The sequence below is a fragment of the [Clostridium] symbiosum genome, assembly GCA_036419695.1.
GTDB lineage: Bacteria > Bacillota > Clostridia > Lachnospirales > Lachnospiraceae > Otoolea > Otoolea symbiosa_A.
In genome coordinates, this window is record CP143946.1 from 4,200,247 (window position 1) to 4,218,596 (window position 18,350).

The 18,350-nt window shown below is 46.6% G+C and carries 17 protein-coding genes and 1 tRNA gene; 4 read left to right on the forward strand and 14 right to left on the reverse strand.

Features of this window, described 5'->3' with window-relative positions; genetic code table 11:
• Window positions 1-90: 90 nt before the first annotated feature.
• The 10 genes from V3C10_18920 to V3C10_18965 all read right to left on the reverse strand — a co-directional run bounded on the left by V3C10_18920 (window position 91) and on the right by V3C10_18965 (window position 10,468).
• Entirely contained in the window at window positions 91-1,158 is a 1,068-nt protein-coding gene (locus V3C10_18920) for a TRAP transporter substrate-binding protein (GenBank protein WVP61357.1), read from the reverse strand.
• A 48-nt stretch (window positions 1,159-1,206) separates the two neighbouring features.
• The gene (locus tag V3C10_18925) at window positions 1,207-2,169 is read right to left on the reverse strand and encodes an FAD binding domain-containing protein (protein ID WVP61358.1); all 963 of its coding nucleotides are present in this window, start codon (window positions 2,167-2,169) and stop codon (window positions 1,207-1,209) included.
• Entirely contained in the window at window positions 2,170-4,452 is a 2,283-nt protein-coding gene (locus V3C10_18930; GenBank protein ID WVP61359.1) for a molybdopterin cofactor-binding domain-containing protein, read from the reverse strand.
• A gap of 5 nt (window positions 4,453-4,457) precedes the next feature.
• Window positions 4,458-4,937 (reverse strand): (2Fe-2S)-binding protein, encoded by a 480-nt coding sequence (locus V3C10_18935; GenBank protein ID WVP61360.1) that lies wholly within the window; start codon window positions 4,935-4,937, stop codon window positions 4,458-4,460.
• Window positions 4,938-5,225: 288 nt separating this feature from the next.
• Window positions 5,226-6,011, reverse strand: coding sequence for an ABC transporter ATP-binding protein (locus tag V3C10_18940; GenBank protein WVP61361.1), 786 nt, complete (start codon window positions 6,009-6,011; stop codon window positions 5,226-5,228).
• Window positions 6,012-6,013: 2 nt separating this feature from the next.
• Window positions 6,014-6,949, reverse strand: coding sequence for an iron ABC transporter permease (locus V3C10_18945; protein ID WVP64664.1), 936 nt, complete (start codon window positions 6,947-6,949; stop codon window positions 6,014-6,016).
• A 96-nt stretch (window positions 6,950-7,045) separates the two neighbouring features.
• Window positions 7,046-8,140, reverse strand: coding sequence for an ABC transporter substrate-binding protein (locus V3C10_18950; protein WVP61362.1), 1,095 nt, complete (start codon window positions 8,138-8,140; stop codon window positions 7,046-7,048).
• A 379-nt stretch (window positions 8,141-8,519) separates the two neighbouring features.
• Complete coding sequence (locus V3C10_18955; protein ID WVP64665.1) at window positions 8,520-8,894, reverse strand: RidA family protein; 375 nt, start codon at window positions 8,892-8,894, stop codon at window positions 8,520-8,522.
• A gap of 10 nt (window positions 8,895-8,904) precedes the next feature.
• Window positions 8,905-9,744, reverse strand: a complete 840-nt coding sequence (locus tag V3C10_18960; protein ID WVP64666.1) for a S1-like domain-containing RNA-binding protein — start codon at window positions 9,742-9,744, stop codon at window positions 8,905-8,907.
• 1 nt (window position 9,745) lies between these two features.
• Window positions 9,746-10,468: an acyl-ACP thioesterase domain-containing protein gene (locus V3C10_18965; GenBank protein ID WVP61363.1), complete on the reverse strand. Its 723-nt coding sequence runs from the start codon at window positions 10,466-10,468 to the stop codon at window positions 9,746-9,748.
• A 255-nt stretch (window positions 10,469-10,723) separates the two neighbouring features.
• On the opposite strand from V3C10_18965, the gene V3C10_18970 reads away from it, so the two are divergent.
• Together V3C10_18970 and V3C10_18975 are read left to right on the forward strand one after the other, a co-directional pair.
• Window positions 10,724-11,191, forward strand: coding sequence for a hypothetical protein (locus V3C10_18970; GenBank protein ID WVP61364.1), 468 nt, complete (start codon window positions 10,724-10,726; stop codon window positions 11,189-11,191).
• A gap of 144 nt (window positions 11,192-11,335) precedes the next feature.
• Window positions 11,336-11,408 (forward strand) — tRNA-Gln (locus V3C10_18975).
• A 173-nt stretch (window positions 11,409-11,581) separates the two neighbouring features.
• Here the strand turns inward: V3C10_18975 and V3C10_18980 are convergent.
• Both V3C10_18980 and V3C10_18985 read right to left on the reverse strand, forming a co-directional pair.
• Window positions 11,582-12,049, reverse strand: coding sequence for a DUF1700 domain-containing protein (locus tag V3C10_18980; GenBank protein ID WVP61365.1), 468 nt, complete (start codon window positions 12,047-12,049; stop codon window positions 11,582-11,584).
• Between the two features lie 30 nt (window positions 12,050-12,079).
• Window positions 12,080-14,017, reverse strand: coding sequence for a fructose-1,6-bisphosphatase (locus V3C10_18985; protein WVP61366.1), 1,938 nt, complete (start codon window positions 14,015-14,017; stop codon window positions 12,080-12,082).
• 171 nt (window positions 14,018-14,188) lie between these two features.
• Here V3C10_18985 and V3C10_18990 point away from each other — a divergent pair, with 171 nt between their 5' ends.
• Window positions 14,189-15,001, forward strand: coding sequence for an MBL fold metallo-hydrolase (locus tag V3C10_18990; protein WVP61367.1), 813 nt, complete (start codon window positions 14,189-14,191; stop codon window positions 14,999-15,001).
• A 42-nt stretch (window positions 15,002-15,043) separates the two neighbouring features.
• Here V3C10_18990 and V3C10_18995 read toward each other — a convergent pair whose 3' ends face one another.
• Window positions 15,044-15,523 carry a PaaI family thioesterase gene (locus V3C10_18995; GenBank protein WVP61368.1) on the reverse strand — a complete coding sequence of 160 codons (480 nt, stop codon included), beginning with the start codon at window positions 15,521-15,523 and terminating at the stop codon, window positions 15,044-15,046.
• Window positions 15,524-15,726: 203 nt separating this feature from the next.
• On the opposite strand from V3C10_18995, the gene V3C10_19000 reads away from it, so the two are divergent.
• A complete protein-coding gene (locus tag V3C10_19000; protein WVP61369.1) occupies window positions 15,727-17,001 on the forward strand; it encodes a M23 family metallopeptidase in 1,275 nt (424 codons plus the stop codon).
• Window positions 17,002-17,003: 2 nt separating this feature from the next.
• Here the strand turns inward: V3C10_19000 and V3C10_19005 are convergent, their stop codons facing one another.
• Complete coding sequence (locus tag V3C10_19005; GenBank protein ID WVP61370.1) at window positions 17,004-18,317, reverse strand: DUF1015 family protein; 1,314 nt, start codon at window positions 18,315-18,317, stop codon at window positions 17,004-17,006.
• Window positions 18,318-18,350 lie beyond the last annotated feature (33 nt).

Here is an 18,350-nt window from a genome sequence, read left to right on the forward strand (position 1 = left end):
TTCACCTTCACTATCCTTCATATTAGAAAGGAGCGTTTGATTTCCGCTCCCCTCCAATCATCAAGTCATCTGTTGACGCTTCATTAGACTTTACTTTTGATATTCTGCTGCCAGTTCCAACATGGTTTTTCCTGCCTCGCCGAACTCAACAGCGAAATCATCTCTTATTTTCTGTGTGGCATCTACAAATTCCTGTTTCTGAGCATCTGTTAAAGCAGTAACCTTACATCCGCTTTTCTCCATCTCCTCGATGTAAGACTTTTCATTCTCGTCTATGAGCCTTCTCTGTTCTTTAATCATATCTCCCACCGCATTCCGTAAGATTTTCTGATACTCTTCCGGCAGGGAATAGAACCATTCGGCGTTGACCGTAACAGTGTTTGCGCAGAACATATGCTCTGTCATGGTGTAGAACTTCTGTACTTCATAGAATTTATTTGTTGCTGTAATTGTAATAGGGTTGTCCTGACCGTCGATCTGCTTTGTCTGCATAGCAGTATAAACTTCAGAGAAAGACATCGCTGTAGGGTTGGCTCCTAATATCTGGAACGTATCCAGATGGTATTTATTTTCCAGTACACGGATTTTCATACCGGATAAATCAGCGGGAGCAGTAATTTCTTTGGAATTGTTGGACAGGTTTCGCATTCCAGACTCACCGAATCCCAGACAAATCATTCCGCAGGTTTCTTCCAGACTCTTTGACAAATACTCGCCCAGTTTTCCATCCAGAGCGGCTCTGGCCTGTTCCTTCGAGGTAAATACATACGGGATGTCCAGAATATACCAGTTGGGATCTACCGTTGCCAGAGTTGCCGCAGAAGTTCCTGTCATATACATCGTGCCCATGATCGTAGCTTCTACTGTTTCAGCATCAGAGCCAAGCGCACCATTGGTCTGGACATCGATTGTAAAGTTTCCGTTCGTCGCTTCTGAAACTTCTTTTGCCAATACATTTTGTGCGCTTATGCACTGCGGATGATCCGGAGCAAGCATAATCGCAAGCGTAGCCGAAACTTTCGGCATATCCCCGGAAGCAGCCGGCTCTTCTGCCGCTTTTGCAGTGCTCTGGGGCGTTGCAGATTTAGAGCCGCCGCAGCCGCTTAAAAAAGAACAGGCCATTATCCCCGCCAATACCATTGCTGTTAATTTTCTCATAGTTCCCTCTCCTTTGTACTTTATGATAAGACAGAATCTGCCTTACATCTATATACTCTTTTTCAATTCCTTAAGCAGCTGCTCAAGGTGGCTTGCCGCCCCTCTTTTCACCTGTACAGAGATTCCTGATTCATGTATAAGCTGGCTTTTCTTTTTTGCTTCTGCGAGGGCAATACGGTATGCTTCCTCTACCTCAAATTCTTTTTTCCGCTCTGTTAAATATTTTTCCGTTTCCGTTAATTCCACGATATTGACCGACATAGCCCCCATAAACAGCCGGACACATTTTTCCCTATAGGAATACGCAAAATTAATAATTGGAAAATCAATACCGCCGCGGAGGCTGTGCTTGTAAAATCCCGCTTTTACATCGGTGTACTCCTCCCGTGGGATAATGAATTCTTTTATTATGTACTGTTCCTTTGAATCCCCCGTGTGGGCATCAATTACGGATTGACAGCTCCTTTTTTCCTCTCCCTGTTCCGTCACCACGACTGCTTCTGCGCCATATGCCAGTAATGCAGGCGCCATATCCGAATAATAAATCGCCCGGCATACCGAAGAATTGGCAATTTGGATGCAGCGATCTCCTCCCGTCTTAAAGCAGGCCGGAATACCCTGACGCCATTCCTTCGTCTGATTATAATAAATACATCTTCTGGCCTGTAAAATATTTCCGCCTACAGTTCCTCTATTTCTAATTTGCGGTGATGCAACGTTTCTGGCTGCCTCCGATATGGCCCGCACTTTTGAAAGTATCAGCACAGACTTGGCCAGATGAGCCAGCGTCACCATGGAACCGATATGAATTCCATCCTCCCTCTCCTCCAACACCTTTAATTCTGTAATATTATTTAAATCAATTAATGCCTTTGGAGAAACAACAGCTGTCTTAAGTTGTGGCATAACATCCGAACCACCGGCTATCAAAGTGCCACCCTCCTGCAGGAGTACCAGTGCATCGGCTATAGCTGTGGGGCAATGATACGTATAATCAGATAAAATTAACATTTATTCCATCCCCCCTTCAAAAAACTCGTCATAGCGGCTGTTTTTTATAAAGAATTCATGGCTCAGTGGGAACTTGGTTATTTCCCGACCGCTTATTTGACTCACTGCATCACAAATCGCTCCTGCCACAGGTATGATTCCGAGTTCTCCCACGCTTTTCGCACCGTTGGCACTAAATGGTTCATAGCTGTCCGCCACAAATAAATGTATTTCCGGCATATCTAATATCAGTGGATTCCGATAATTTAAAAGATCCGCAGAAATCACTTTTTTGGTTAACCTGTCCACCTCCAAATCCTCCATTAAAGCGTAGCCGACACCCATCTGTATCGCCCCCTCCAATTGTCCCTTGACAATCATCGGATTTATCATCCGGCCGATATCCACTGATTCTACAATATGTGTTACTTTTATTGCGTTCTCTTTTTTATAGAATGCCGTTTTAGCCCAACACAATGCAAATGGCGGCGGCGCATCCACCATGTCCGCTACGGCGCTTCCCATTATGAAAGTACCACGGCAGCGATCGGCGACTACTTTTACGGCTTCTTTGAATCCCAGCATCTTTCCTCTTTGAACAATCTGGAATTTTTTATCGCGATACTGCACCTCCGCTTCGGCAATTTTGTAGAAACTGGCCAGTTGAACCCTTATCTTGCGGATTATATCTTCACAGGCAAAAGCTACTGCATTTCCGGTTAAAAATGCCTGTCCACTTGAAAAACTACCGTAGTTGTATGGGCTGGTGGTCGTATCAAGCTCTGCATGGGTAACGTCCTTCACGTCAATTCCAAGCTTATCGGCTGCAATCTGCACCATAGCGGTTTCCGCCCCCTGCCCCAGGTCAATTGTGCCCGTCATAAGGTTAACCGTGCCGTCAGGATTGCAGATAATACAGGAACTGCTCAACGCTTCCAGGGATGATACCGCACTTGTATGGCTGATTAGGTTCATGCCCCATGCCTCTTTTACCTCTTCATCATCCCGCAGGCCTTCCTTCTCATCAATTTCGCGGCAAATCCGAATGCCGTTCTCAAAGCACTGATCTGCAGGAAATGTGCTCAGAGGCGTGATATTGGAATGCATTTTTTCTCCTGGCTTGCATACGTTATCATATCGGAATTTAACTGGATCCCATCCCATTTTCCGGCAAATATCATTGATCATGGACTCTCTGGCGAAACTCACCTGCGGATTCCCATATCCGCGGAAAGCTCCTGAAACGGGACCATTCGTCAATACACCAATTCCATCAAAACGGAAATTAGGCATGTGATAAGGACATTTACGGTCCGGAGCCCCCGTTACAAGTGGAGTATGTGTACAATAAGCCCCTGCATTCGTGTACATAATATGATGGTAGGCAATTAACTGTCCGTCTTTGCTGACTCCCATTTTCACTTTTGAAAATGAAGCATGGCGCGTGGCCGTCGAGATCATTTCGTCATTTCGTTCATTTACAATCTTTACAGGGCGGTAGATTAAATGTGATAAAGCTGCCGCTACGTCCTGATTGTGCAATTCTTCTCTCTGTCCGAAACCTCCGCCGATCATGGCCCGATGCAAAATCACGTCGCATTCCTGAAGTCCAAACTGTTCTGCTAAAATTCTTCTGTCCTGGTAAGGTGTCTGTGAATTAGCCCAGACTTTCAGCTTGTTGTCACGTGTCCAGTGCGCGATACATGATATGGGTTCCATTGGGATCGGGTGCTGGATTGGAGTATGGTAAGTGCCTTCAAAAACATAATCACTCTGGGCAAATCCTTCCTCTAAATCGCCTCTTTCACCAATCTTGTGATAAAAACAGTTCGTGTCATAAACATCAGGATTTACCAGAGGAGCGTCTTCCTTCATCGCTTCTTCAATTGTCATAATGGCTGGCAGAACCTCATATTCAATTTTGACAGCATCCATCGCCTTTTTACAGATTTCATAAGACTGAGCAACCACTGCTGCGATTCGATCCCCCTCATGTCTGGGATGCATCGTCAAAATCTCCTCATCTTTGATCAATGCATCCGAAGGTAAAAAGCCGGTGCAGTTAAACTTAATCTGTGGTACATCCTGGGGACAAAGTATTCCCAACACCCCCGGGATCGCTTTTGCTTCTTTTATATCGATCGATTTTACGATTGCATGAGGATATGGGCTGCGGATAATTCCCCCATATGCCATTCCCTGCATTTCTAAATCATCATGATACTGTGCGCTCCCCGTGACTTTGGAAACAGATTCTATACGGCGGATCGCATTTTTTAAATCCTTTTTACAGCCAATGTCCATTCTGATCACCCTCTCATGATAGCGGCAGCCTTCTTTACTGCATTTTCAATCGCAACATAACCGGTACAGCGGCAGATGTTACCCGCCAGGCCATATCGTATCTGACTTTCCGTCGGATCAGGATGCTCCTCCAGCAGTTTTTTAATGGCAAGAACCATTCCCGGTGTACAAAAACCGCACTGTACGGCACCTTCATCGATCAAAGCCTCCTGAATCGGATGAAGCGACGCATCCGTGGATATCCCCTCAATTGTCACAATTTTTGCTCCGTCGGCTTGCACCGCAAGCACATGGCATGAGTAAACAATTTCATCGTTCATGATTACCGTACATGCCCCACACTCCCCATTGTCACAGCTCTTTTTTGTACCCTTTAACTTTAAATCTTCTCTGATGAAATCCAAAAGAGTTACGGATGTCTTGACCACACGCTGATAGGTAACTCCATTCACCTCAATACATATAGTCTTATAAAATTCGTTCATTTCCACCTCCTGGCCTAAAACCTGGCCGGTACTTTTCAAGTTCAAATTAACACGACAGTATGTTTGGTTACGATAGTCTGCTATCCACAATGTCTTATAAAGCACTATGGAGTTCTTGGGCTAAAATTGTTTTGCCCCTCCCCACTTCACCCCCCATCTATTTCCTACTCTTTTGACCTTCTCCCCCCTCACTAATCCTGAGTAAATGTTATGTATACTCCTTCCGCGCTAACTTGCATACAACCATTATAATTGTTGAATTCAAGCTTGTCAAGCTGATATTTCGCCCTATTTGAGCGTCAAAAAACTGTGCCCATATTTAATCATATCCAGCCTTGGATAAAGGGTTCTGAGCTTTGGTAAGATCTCCTGTATTCCATCCTGCCTGCAGTTAATTGTTCCTTCAATTCCGCCATTTTTCAGGAGTATAATTCTGTCACAATATCGCAGTGCATAATCAGGATCATGAAGCGCCAGCAAGGCACTATATCCTTTTTCCCTGTTAATAAGGCGGATTTGTTCAAATATAAGGCGTTTATTTTCATAATCGAGGCCGCTGTCCGGTTCGTCAAACAGCATAACAGGTGCATTCTGTACCATTGCTCTGGCTAAAATCGCCATCTGTTTCTGTCCTTCACTGAGCGAGAGAAAATCTTCGTGAGCTTTATTTCCAAGCCCTATGTAGTCCAGCATTGCTACAGCCAGGCTTCTGTCACGGGCTGTAGGGGTCTGATACCATCTAAGCCTTGGGTTCACTCCCATCAGGACAACATCAACCGTAGCAATGTGGTACATAATACTGTGTTTTTGTGGAATATAGCTGACAAGGGATGAAATCTCCCTCCCTGTCATTTTTCTGGCGGTTCGGCTGCAGAGTTCCCATTTATCAGCCGTAGAGGGAAGAAGGCCGCAGACCGCTTTCAAAAGGGTTGTTTTTCCCGAGCCATTTAAGCCCAAAAGAGCCGTAATCTCACCGGCCTCCAAGTTAAAAGACACATCTCTTAAAATTTTCTTCTTTCCACATTCATAAGAAACCCGCAGGTTTTTCACCTGCAACAAAGGATTTTTTTCCAAATTTATGCCTCCTTTCTGCTTAGAAGCCATAATAGAATCGGAACTCCGATGAGTGAGGTAAAAATGCTGACAGGTATCTCACTGGCAGAAAAGCTCCTCGCTCCGATATCAGATACTAAAATTATGAACCCGCCAATTATCCCGGAAGCCACCGCCGTTATAAAATCGCTTTTTCCAAATGCCATTCTGGCAATATGAGGGGCAATCAGGCCTATAAAAGAAATGCTCCCGGTAACACTGATACTGGCCGCCACCATCAACGTGGTCAGCCCCAGGACGATGATGCGGTTTATATGTACCGACACTCCCAGCATTTGTGCTTCATCATCGGAAAGCGTCAAAAGATTGATCCTCCATCGCAGTAGTATAAGACCCATAAATGCAAATATAACGAGAGGTCCGGCCACCTTAAGTTTATCTGCCGTCATACCTGCAAAGCTTCCCATTGACCAATAATCAATTGATGCCAATTGCCGTTCCGGATCCGCCATATACTTCATGGTCATGATAAAAGCATCCGAGAGTGCTTTTACCGCAACCCCGGCCAGCACAAAGTCAGCTGCGGAGCGCCGCTTTGCCGTTCCGGCTAAAAAAACAGCAAGCGAGACAGCTAAAATCCCACCGGCAAACGCACTGCCGGCAGCCAAAGCCACTCCTCCATGCAGGCATACAATAGCAAAAGCTGCCCCTGCGTTGGCTCCACTGGAAACTCCAATAAGATCCGGGGACGCCAAAGGATTGTGAAAGATATTCTGATAAATAGAGCCGGCCACACTCAGGCCGGCTCCTGCTAAGAATGCCATAATTGTCCTGGGGAAACGGAGAGTAAAAAATACTCTCGCAGCCATTTCATCCATCTCCCGTCCCCTAAAAATACCTGTCACTTCTTTTGGAGCTATTGGATACTTTCCCACTAAGAGGGAAACATAAAATACCATTGCCGTAAGGCACAGGATGATACCGAAAATTACCGCTGTTTTTTTTCTATTACTCTTAATCACCATTTATGTTCCATTCCCCCAGTATCATCATAGTTATTGCGTAATAAGTGAACTGTCAATCTCTATTCCGTAAAACTCGTTATAAAATGCAGCCGCATCTTTTTTAAATGTTTCAAACGGATATGCCTCTTCATTTATAATCGAGCCCAGCCACATACTGCCAAGAATTCCGGACGGTACCGGTGAATCCCACGCTTCAAAAGCATACGGCATCTCATATACTGCTTTGTTTTGTACGGCTTTCAGATCCTTCAGCAGATCATTTTCAAAAACATCCTCTTTTGTATAATCTGCCTCTGAGGAAATAATGATATAATCAGGATTATAAGTCAGCAGTTTTTCATAGGAAATATTTGACCAGCCCGCGTCCGTCAAATCCTCCGCCACATTGATACCTCCAGCCATTTCGATCATTTCATTCTGATACATGTTTTTACCAGCTGTCCGTAAAATATCGGCATTGCCGGATATATATATTGATGGTCTTGCTCCCTGATTCTTATCTTCTTCCGCGAGCGATGCCAGCCACGTTGTTTTTTCATCGAAATATGTTAAAAGCTGATCCGCACGCTCACTGGCGCCTGTTGCTTCGGCTACACTCATAATTGTCTTTTTAAGTTCATCCATGCTCTCGGGATTTACCACTAAACTGTTAATTCCCAAATCGGCTAATATATCCGCCTGTTCGGCCTGTTTTTGAGGAAGTATCACCAAATCTGGTTCCAATGCCACACATCCCTCCAAATCAAACTCCTTAGCCGTTCCTACGTTTGGAAGCTGCAATAGCTCCGGAGCCGCCAATTTGTAGATCGGCCTTTTATCAGCTTTTGCTTCAATGCCAACAATGCGTTCTTTCAGGCCAAGGGCAATGAGCATAGATGTGGTAATATAATATCCACTTACAATTCTTTCGACCGATTGTCCAGATTCAGTAATTCCTTTTGTTTCTACTTCATCTTCATCAAGGTTCATCTGCTCTGCAGTGACCGTGGCCGTAGTCTCTTCTGTGTTTCCTTCCGTTATATTTGCTGCGGTTTCTCTTCCATTACCGCACCCCACTGACACGACTGCCAGTGCGGCAGCGATTAAAAGTGATGAAATTCTTTTTGGATACTTAAATTTTTTCATGTTTCCTCCCTATTTTTTGTCCATAAAATACCGACAAATAGTAACTGTATTTATAAACAATCTGCTTAAAGCCTGTATACAGATTGTATATTTAAATTATAATAAAATAATTGCAAAATGTCTATCCTTTTGGATGAAAAATTATACTTTTGTAAAACTTCTCTCAGCAAGTTTAATAACAAAGAATTCTGTTTACCGGACTCGCGCGCCAGGCGCGGCCACATAGCGGCATATTACACCTTGGCGTGAGTGCGCCTCCTGCCCGGAGGGCTTTTAATATCATGGAAGTATCCTATTATATTAAAAAGACCCGGCCTTCCGGCCGGATCTTCCGTTCACTCATCTGTAATTCTTCAAACTGTAATTCTTTAAGCTTCAATTATTTTAAAGCAATTGCTTCCATCTCCATCAGAACATCTTTCGGCAGTCTGGCAACTTCCACGCAGGAACGTGCCGGGCAGTCACCCTCAAAGTATCTGGCATAGATCTCATTAATCTTTGTGAATTCGCCCATGTCTTTGATAAATACGGTTGTCTTGATTACATTGGCCATTGAGGAACCTGCCGCCTCTAAAAGGTTTTTTACATTCTCCATCACCTGCTCGGCCTGTGCTTCGATTCCCTCAGGAATTACGCCTGTAGCCGGGTTTACCGGAATCTGGCCGGATGTGTAGACAATGCCGTTTACCTCAATCGCCTGTGAATAAGGTCCGATTGCTGCCGGTGCGTTTTCTGTGCTGATTACTTTCTTCATGTTCATTTCCTCACTTTCCTTTTCTTTTGATACTTTTTTCTGTTATCTCTATTTTACCTTCTTTTAAGAGATGTCCTACGGCTCGCTTAAATGCATTCTTGCTCAGGCCCAGTTCCCGTTTGATCACTTCGGGATCCGCTTTGTCATTGAAGGGAAGGACTCCGTCAAACTCATCAACCACCTTCATCACCAGATCCACATCGGTATCCATCTGCAGATATGCTTTATCCCTCAGGCTCAAATCCAGCTTTCCGTCTTCCCTGACTTTCGTCACGCGGGCTTTCAGCACCTCGCCGGGATGGCAGCTGGAAAACAGTTCCTTCTTCGGGATCAATCCATAATATTTATCATCGACAGCCACAAAGGCTCCCAGATTCTCATTGATTTCATAGACACGGCATTCTACCCAGTCGTCCTTTTTATATGGCGCATTGCTGTTCATATAGGAGTATACCTTTGTCGTCGCCGCCAGCCGGCCGCTCTTGTCCACATAAAGGGCTACAAGACATTCTTCACCGACACGCACCTTATGGTTCTGCTCCTTAAAAGGAAGCAGCAGTTCTTTTTCCAGACCCATGTCCAGGAATGCACCTATTTTGGACACATCGGTCACCTTAAGGAGCGCGGTTTCTCCCACCTGCAGCTTCGGCATAGTTGCCGTCGCGATCAGACGGTCCTCCGAATCCTTATAAATAAATACGCGGAGCCTGTCTCCCGTCTTTGTCCCTGCGGGCACCTGTTTCTTCGGCAGAAGCACGGAAGCCTCCGCGTCCTCCTTCTCACCCAGGTAAACGCCGAACTCCTTTTCCCGGAGTACTTCCAGTTCCTGTACTTTTCCCAGTTCTATCATGTCATTCGTCCTCTCTTTTCTCAGCCAGCCATATGTTGGCAAACACATTCCCGGAAACGTCCTGTAAAGACACCACATATCCCTCCGGAATTCTTCCTATCTTCGGATACATCACGTCTCCGAGCACCGCGGCCTTCTTATATTCCGTCCTCAGTTCCCGGACTGCGAATTTCTCAGGCAGAAGCTCCCTGGCAATCTCCACATACTGCGCATTATTCACATGCTGGTTCGTATCAATATGATGTCTTGCCGCCGTGACCGGTTCCCCGCCCACGTAATCTTTTGGCAAAAGGATTTTTCTCGGCGCAGCCGGAAGCGGAAGTTTCTCCTCCCCCTGCCCATATCCCCGTATTTCATCCTCGGTCACCCTGGCCGGGCAGTTCTTCTCCAAATCATAGAAAAACCAGCAGGAATCCGCCCTCACAAGATAGTTTCCATCCAAATCGGTAATCGTAAAGTTCCGGTATCCATAGATTCCCCTGAAACCGTAAGGCCAGGTTGATATCCTGATACGCTCGCCAAGCCCCGGACAACGGTCAATCAGAATCTGCCACGTATTCAGCCACCAGGCCCTCTTCTTATCGTACAGATAAGAAAGTCCCAGTTTCAAATCTTCCGACTGGAATGTAGAACAGTCCTGCAGATAATTCATAATCCCAGTCACCGACAGGCGGCCGTTCTCATCCATCTCGCTGTACCGCACTCTGCTTTCAAATGTATACATAGTCCACCTCGCTGTCATACCGTCCCTGCACCCTCTATCGATAGCCGCCGGACCGGTATCCTGCTGATATTATAGCTGATTCTGCCGGACTTGTCTATCGATTCTCTGCCGGCAATTGTTCTATCTAAATACAGACAACATGTGCATAAATTGATAGTTCCCTTGATTATAACTTTTACCACAATTGAGTAAATTGAAATAACATTGTATAATAAAACTAAATAATTATTATTTCATATTATGAGGGTGATATACTTGATCGAATACAAAAAAGCCAGTAAGATTAACAGGCGCATAAACATCATTATAAAAATTGTTCTTTGGTTATTGGTGTTGTTGTCTTTATTATATCGTATCTTTATCGAAGCCGGCGCCGAACAAAAAGATTATTTAAATAACCATTCTTTGTTAAAAAATGAAGCACAATTCCAGGGGAAAATTACAGGGTTTTACAATGGCAGCCACCTGGTCCATGGCTACAGGTTTTACTATTCCAACGTTGAATATGAAGAAGACGGCAGAATAAAAAACGCCACCGTTGTACGTGCATATCAAGATTTTGTTGGAAAGTCAATTTCAATTAAGAAATTACCAAAAGGAAGAATTATCCGGAGCCATTTCGTAATATCGTATCGCTTTGTGAAAATGTCATTATTCCATATAGGAGTAATTATGCTTGTTTTTCTATATTTGGGCTTTTTCTATTACCGAAACAGAAAATAACAGCCATCCTATTCCTTTCATATTCAAAACGCAGTAAAACGCTTCGCGATGTACAGAATCTTATATATTTTTATTATATATTTTTTTCATAAAAGGGCTTGACATCTCCCATTTCCCGAAGTATAATACAGATCGTTATTTCATTGGGCCATCGCCAAATGGTAAGGCAACGGACTCTGACTCCGTCATTTTCAAGGTTCGAATCCTTGTGGCCCAGCTTTAAAAAGAGCATTCAGTCAGCCGAAGAAGGCAGCTTGATGCTCTTTTTTTGTTCTGCGCATGTTGAAGTATGTTGCTGTTTACAAGAGCCGCTGCCCGGATATCTCCCTCACAATCCCGGCAGCGGCTTTTTTCATAATCATATCTCCCTGAAACCTTGTATTTTATTTCTTATCTTTTCATCCCCTTAATAAACATATAAATCAGCCAAATCAGAATCAGCGGACCCGCAAAGCGCATCAGCAGGGCGAATATCCCGCCGAGTACCGTGATGACGAGAAACATAAAAAGACCCACGACCACCAGAAGCAGAAGTTTCCAATACCATTTATTCAGATCAAAATAGTGGAAACTAGAACTGCTGCGGCTCTCCTGCTGCCTGTATCCGCCTCCCTGGCTTTCATAGTAACCTTCACTCTGTCCCGGTATATCACCGGCCGCCTCGCTGCTGTCGATGATTGTCCTGGCGATCAGCCTTGGGCCGCCGATCTCCTCGATCACTTCCTCCTCACTGCGTCCTGCCGATGTCTCCTGAGAAATATAATTGTCATAATATCTCAGGTTCTCCTGCAAAACTCTGTCGGAAACCTCCCCCTGCAGAGCATCCTTAAGCTCCTGTAAAAATTCTGATTTTCTCATGTGTCACTCCTTATGCTGCGGCTGCCCGCCTTACCGGATTCTCTCCTTCAGGGCGCCCTTCCGGTAAGCTGCCACAAGTTCTTTCAAGTCTTCTATTCTCCGAGCCAGTTCTTTACCGTCGTCCGTATCGGCCACCATGATCCTCTTTTGCATCTTCTCCACAATGCTGACGCGCGGTGTGCTCTCTTTCTTCGGATCGAATGGCTTATGCTCCGCCAGGGCCAGATGCCTGGAATTAAAAATAAGTGTGTATCCGGCAATCCCCGTTGTTCCCTGATAGGCTTTGGAGAGTCCTCCATCAATAATAAACAGCTTTCCTCCCGCCTTGATGGGAGTCTCGCCGTCCTTAATCTTCACCGGCACATGTCCGTTGATAATATGGGAACCGGTTGTTAAAAGGCCGAATTCCTCCAGTATCCTGTCACAGTATTCCTCCCGGACGCTCAGCTTATAATAGGGATTCATCTTCTCCCTGGACGCTTCCCGGTCCTCCACAAAATAGTGTTCAAACGTGGTCATCTTGTCTTTTCCAAAAACAGGCGACTTGGCGCCGCACCACAGGTACCACATAAAATCGCGGCTGGCCTCTTTATCAGGGGCGCTGTCCGGCAGAAAATACGCATTCTTGACCTGTCTGTCGATAAAATCCATCAGTTCTTTTCCACGGTAGCCTCTTCCGTCCACCACCATTTCGTCAAAACTGCCGTCTTCCTTCATCGGGATACATCCGTGGTACAGCAGGTTTGAATTACAGCACTTGTACATGCTGCCGTTGGAGTACAGGAATTTAATGTGCTTGTGGAGAAGAGAGCTGTGGCAGAATGACAGCGTCAGCGTATGTAAAAGCTCCTCCTCTTCCTTGGAAAGCTTCAGCGGGTCGGCCGGATCGATGGTTGGGAAGTTCATGTCCATCATCGGGTATTCTTTTCCCTCTATCGTCACGGTCCCCTTTTCATAATCAATGGCCGTCAGAAGAATCCGGCTGTCCATCTCATATTCGGGATGGCGCTTGATAATCTGCCCCTCTACTTTAAACTGGATGACGGCAATCGCCTTATGCATCTTGGCCGCCAGTCCCGGATCCACGGCATCGTAGATATTCTGATCCAGAATACGCGGCATAAAACGCGCGCACGGGTCATCGTGGTATACTCTGGCCGCAAACATGGAGAGCGGTCTGATATTAATCCCATAGCCGTCCTCCAGCACGTCGAAACCATTGTAGCTGATTGCAATCCTTAACACATTGCAGATGCAGGCCGGATTGCCGGTGGAGGCCCCCATCCAGGATATGTCGTGGTTTCCCCACTGGATATCCACATCGTGGAACTGCATCAGCTCTTCCATAATAATATCAGCCCTTGGCCCTCTGTCAAAAATATCACCGATGATATGGAGATTATCGATGGTCAGATTCTGAATCAGGCGGCACAGGGCAATAATGAAGCTGTCCGCCATCTCGATATCAATGATGGAGCGAATAATTTCACTGTAATACACCTTCTTGTTGTCATCATTGTAATCCACATGGAGAAGTTCATCGATCGCATAGGCAAACTCCGGCGGCATCTTCTTGCGGACCTTGGAACGGCTGTACTTGGAAGAAACCTCCTTGCAGATCTGTACAAGACGGTAGAGGGCAATCCTCTGCCAGTCTTCCGTGTATCTCTGCTCCTGTTTGAGCTTTGCAATCTGCCTGTCCGGGTAATAAATCAGGTTCGCCAATTGTATCTCATCTTCCTCGGAAACAATATGGCCGAATGTCTCTTTAATCTTCTCGCGGATAATACCGGAGGAACTGCGGAGCAGATGGATAAAAGCCTCATACTCCCCATGCAGATCGCTGAAAAAATACTCTGTCCCTTTCGGCAGTCCGCAGATTGCCATCAGATTCACAATCTCGCTCGACGCCGCTTCAACGGTCGGATACTCACGTGACATCAGTTTCAGGTATGCCAGATCTCTCATTCAACATTTCCCCCCCCTGCCAGCAGACGGACAGTCCTGTAAAGGCCTGCTTACAGGCCTGGCGTTCCACTCTTCTGTCTGTCCGATTGCTTTTATGATAGGTTTATAGTATCATAAGATGGAAAAAAAATAAAGTTATTAGCATATTTCTACCGACAAGGAGGTTTCCACATGGAAAAAGAGCTTCTCTACGTTTTCGGGACAGGCAACGCCGCCGTCACCCGATGCTATAATACATGTTTTGCCATTCAGGCGGTAAATGGCGAATACTTTATGGTCGATACAGGGGGAGGCAACGGCATTCTCGGCATTCTCGAATCCATGGATGTCCCGCTCTCTAAAATACACCACATTTTTATCACCCATGAACATACGGATCACATCCTGGGCATTGTCTGGATGATACGCATGATTGCAACCGCCATGAAAAAGGGCGGTTATGAAGGCGATTTAAACATCTACTGCCACGATGAACTGCCCGAAACCATAAGTACCATCTGCCGCCTTACCATGCAGAAAAAATTCTACACCATGATAGGCGGCCGCATCCGCCTGATCCCGGTAAAAGATCAGGAGACCCTTGAAATTCTGGGACTCAACATCACATTTTTCGACATTCTTTCCACCAAGGCCAGACAGTTCGGTTTCACCGCCATCCTTTCAGACGGAAGGAAGCTGTGCTGCGCCGGGGACGAACCCTTAAATCCCCAGTGCGAAAGCTATGCCCTGGGCAGCGACTGGCTGTTACACGAGGCATTCTGCCTCTACGGCGACAGAGAGAATTATAAGCCCTATGAAAAACATCACAGTACGGTAAAAGATGCCTGCGAGCTGGCGGAGCGTCTCCGTATCCCTTCCCTGATCCTGTGGCATACGGAAGATAAAACCATCAAAGAACGCCGGGAGCTCTACACGAAAGAAGGAGCCGCCTATTATCATGGAAATCTCTTTGTGCCGGATGACAAAACCGTAATCGAACTATAAAAGCACTGAACAGGCGCCCCCGCTTCGCGGACTTTTCCTTACCTATCCTCTCGGAAGCAGATGGTAAAATGTCATGGTAGTGGTTGCCAGAAGCGCACCCTTATCATCAAAAATCTTTGCATCGCATACGGAAAATGTTTTCCCGTTTTTCACTTCCACTGCTTCCGCAGTGATTTTAGACGTATTTTTTCCCGCCCTCAGATAATTGATGTTTCCGCTGACCGTTGTCACCCGGTATTCGCCGGATGCTGCAGCTGCCGTGCCGGAAACCGTGTCGGCCAGGGAAAAAAGAACGCCCCCGTGGATTACGCCCAGCACATTCAGATGCCACGGTCTAATCTCTATCTCGCATTTTGCATATCCGGGCCGCTGCTCCAGGGTTACCATTCCGATTTTATCCCTGAAATCCACCGCATCCGGGCCAAGGGCGCCGCCCTCCGCATAAATGTCCGCGTAAGTGCCGCCCTGCTTTTCTTCGTTCTCTTTTTCTTCTATTCTATTTTCTGTTTTATTCTCTTTCATCTGTCAATCACGCCTTTCTTTTTCTTTCTCGTTCACGGTATATTCCGCCTTTTCTTCACATATGATCATAAGAGACACTTTTTTCAGGTTTTTACCGCACGGAAGCTTTATGACAGGGGACTCTGACGCCATAAAATCTGCGAGACAACCCTGGGGCGCCCGCGCCCGGACAGTGTCACGATATTTGTGAAAGGGGAATCCGTTTGAACCGATTTATTAAAAAAGTAACGGCCGGAGCCGACCGGCTACTTCTCTTTCTACATAAACGACGAACCGGGATTATCATCGGCCTTGAAGCTATGGCCGTTCTTTTTCTGCTCGCAGGTTGGTTTACGGGCCAAAAAGGAATATCCGCTTCAGCCTCCCCATTTTCCGGCGGCCTTTTCTCCATGTTCCGCAATGAAGAGGAAGGCCCCAAAAACGGTAAGGGAACAAAAGATTATATCAAATGGGTGGATTTTGATGTCTCGGCCGATGCCATGACACAGGCTTTCCGCTATGACGTAGCCACCTGCCAGCAGGATATCCATTTAAACTGGATTGAACTGCTATCCTGTCTCGGGGCCAGGTATGGAGGCGATTTCTCACGTTTTTCCTCCTCCGATATGGACAAATTGGCCGAACAGCTTAAAAATGGCACATCGATGGATGAAATCACAAAAGATCTCAAATATTATCCCTATTACCTTGAGGCATATAATGCCGTTCTGGGAGGGCTCGTCGGATATTATGAAATCCAGATCCCGGAATCGGAAGCTCCCGCCTTTGCCCTGTCCGATACCCAGATCAATGAAGGAGATCCGGGTGCAGCACAGGACGGCGGCAAAAATCAGAATGCGGCCGATCAGGAAACGCCTTATGTGGAACCGGTTACGCCGAATGGCGAACGGAAAGTCTGGGTGACCAAATACGGCCTTAAGGCATTTCATCCACTGGCCAAAAACTTTCCCTACAGCCACTACGATGATTTTGGGGTGTCACGCTCCTACGGTTACCGCAGACAGCACCTGGGCCACGACATGATGGGCCAGACGGGAACGCCCGTCATTGCGGTCGAATCAGGCTATGTGGAAGCCATCGGCTGGAACCAGTACGGAGGCTGGCGTCTGGGCGTCAGAAGCTTTGACAAAAAACGTTATTACTATTATGCCCATCTGCGCAAGGATTACCCATATCAGGGTAATCTTAAGGAAGGCAGTATTGTCACGGCCGGCGATGTGGTCGGATACCTTGGCCGGACCGGATACAGCGCAACGGAAAATACAAACAATATTGATGAACCGCATCTGCATTTCGGCCTCCAGCTGATTTTCGATGAATCCCAGAAGGAGGGAAACAATGAAATCTGGATCGACTGCTATGAAATCATTAAATTCCTGAGCGTCAACCGCAGCGAATCCGTCAAGGTAGACGGCACCAAGGAATGGACCCGCGTCTACCAGATGAAGGATCCTGCCGTGGGTGAAGTCACTCAATAGTTTTATGAAAGCTTATGGATAAACAGCCCGCTGCGCAGCTTCGGCTCAAACCAGGTAGATTTCGGAGGCATCAGAAGCCCTTCGTCGGCAACGGACAAAAGCTCGGCCATGGAGGTCGGATACATCGAAAAGGCAACTGCCATGTCGGTATCCACCCGCCGCTCCAGCTCCTTCGTGCCCCGGATTCCCCCGATAAACTCGATTCTCTTATCGGTCCTCGGATCTCCGATTCCGAGGACCGGGGTCAAAAGATGTTCCTGCAAAAGTGATACATCCAGTCCCTTCACCGGATCCTCGGTCATGATGCTCTCCCTGGCTTTCAGCGTATACCAGGCGCCGTCAAGCAGCATGCAGATTTCACCCTTGCGGGCGGGAATTTTTCCGGAACATGCATCGCATCCGGCATTTTCGGTGTTCACTGTATGTTCGGACGCTTTCCTGTCAGCATTCTCGGCTTTCCTCTCAATTTTCCCGGTTATCTCAAATGCCTCCTGTACCCGATTGAGAAATTCCTGCGTCCCAAGTCCGTTCAAATCCTTTACCACCCTGTTATAGGACAGGATCTGGAGTTCATCATCCGGAAACAGGACGGAAAGGAAATAATTAAACTCTTCCTCCCCCGTGTATTCCGGATGCTCTGCCCGCCTCTTTAATGCAACCTTGACGGCCGAAGCCGCACGATGATGTCCGTCCGCTATGTAGGTATAGGGAATATGGGAAAATTCTTCCGTGATCGCGCTTACCCATTCCGGGCGCGCAATTTTGAATACTCTGTGGCGCACTCCGTCAGGGGAAGTAAAGTCATAGAGAGCTTCTTCCTTTTTCACCGCTTCTTCCAGTTTCTTTATCACGCCGCTGGACCGGTAAGCGAGGAAAATAGGGCCTGTCTGGGCATCCGTCACATCGACGTGCCTGATACGGTCCACCTCTTTATCCGCCCTGGTGTTCTCATGCTTTTTCACAATCTGGTTCAGATAGTCGTCCACCGATGAGCAGGCCGTGATACCGGTCTGGGTATGGCCGCCCATCGTAAGCTCATAGAGATAATAGCAGGGAACCTCTTCCGTAACAAAAATCCCATCCGCTTCCATCTGTGCCATAAGCTCCCTGGCCCTGGCGTATACGCGCTCATCGTAGGTATCCACGTCGTCCGGAAAAGACGTTTCCGCCCTGTCAATTCTTAAAAAGGAGAGGGGTTCTCTCTCCACCTCTGTTTTAGCCTCTTCTCTGTTGTAAACATCATAGGGCAGGGCCGCCACCCTGGATGCGCATTCTGCGGCGGGCCGCATGCAGTAAAACGGTTTAATATCGGCCATTTTCTTCCTCCTTCATCATTAAAAATACCGGGG

Bases quoted from the DNA above. Each gene is read 5' to 3' on its own strand.
- V3C10_18920 (WVP61357.1), bottom strand. From the start codon at position 1,158: ATGAGAAAATTAACAGCAATGGTATTGGCGGGGATAATGGCCTGTTCT.
- V3C10_18925 (WVP61358.1), bottom strand. From the start codon at position 2,169: ATGTTAATTTTATCTGATTATACGTATCATTGCCCCACAGCTATAGCC.
- V3C10_18930 (WVP61359.1), bottom strand. From the start codon at position 4,452: ATGGACATTGGCTGTAAAAAGGATTTAAAAAATGCGATCCGCCGTATA.
- V3C10_18935 (WVP61360.1), bottom strand. From the start codon at position 4,937: ATGAACGAATTTTATAAGACTATATGTATTGAGGTGAATGGAGTTACC.
- V3C10_18945 (WVP64664.1), bottom strand. From the start codon at position 6,949: ATGGTATTTTATGTTTCCCTCTTAGTGGGAAAGTATCCAATAGCTCCA.
- V3C10_18950 (WVP61362.1), bottom strand. From the start codon at position 8,140: ATGAAAAAATTTAAGTATCCAAAAAGAATTTCATCACTTTTAATCGCT.
- V3C10_18955 (WVP64665.1), bottom strand. From the start codon at position 8,894: ATGAAGAAAGTAATCAGCACAGAAAACGCACCGGCAGCAATCGGACCT.
- V3C10_18960 (WVP64666.1), bottom strand. From the start codon at position 9,744: ATGATAGAACTGGGAAAAGTACAGGAACTGGAAGTACTCCGGGAAAAG.
- V3C10_18965 (WVP61363.1), bottom strand. From the start codon at position 10,468: ATGTATACATTTGAAAGCAGAGTGCGGTACAGCGAGATGGATGAGAAC.
- V3C10_18980 (WVP61365.1), bottom strand. From the start codon at position 12,049: ATGAGAAAATCAGAATTTTTACAGGAGCTTAAGGATGCTCTGCAGGGG.
- V3C10_18985 (WVP61366.1), bottom strand. From the start codon at position 14,017: ATGAGAGATCTGGCATACCTGAAACTGATGTCACGTGAGTATCCGACC.
- V3C10_18990 (WVP61367.1), top strand. From the start codon at position 14,189: ATGGAAAAAGAGCTTCTCTACGTTTTCGGGACAGGCAACGCCGCCGTC.
- V3C10_18995 (WVP61368.1), bottom strand. From the start codon at position 15,523: ATGAAAGAGAATAAAACAGAAAATAGAATAGAAGAAAAAGAGAACGAA.
- V3C10_19005 (WVP61370.1), bottom strand. From the start codon at position 18,317: ATGGCCGATATTAAACCGTTTTACTGCATGCGGCCCGCCGCAGAATGC.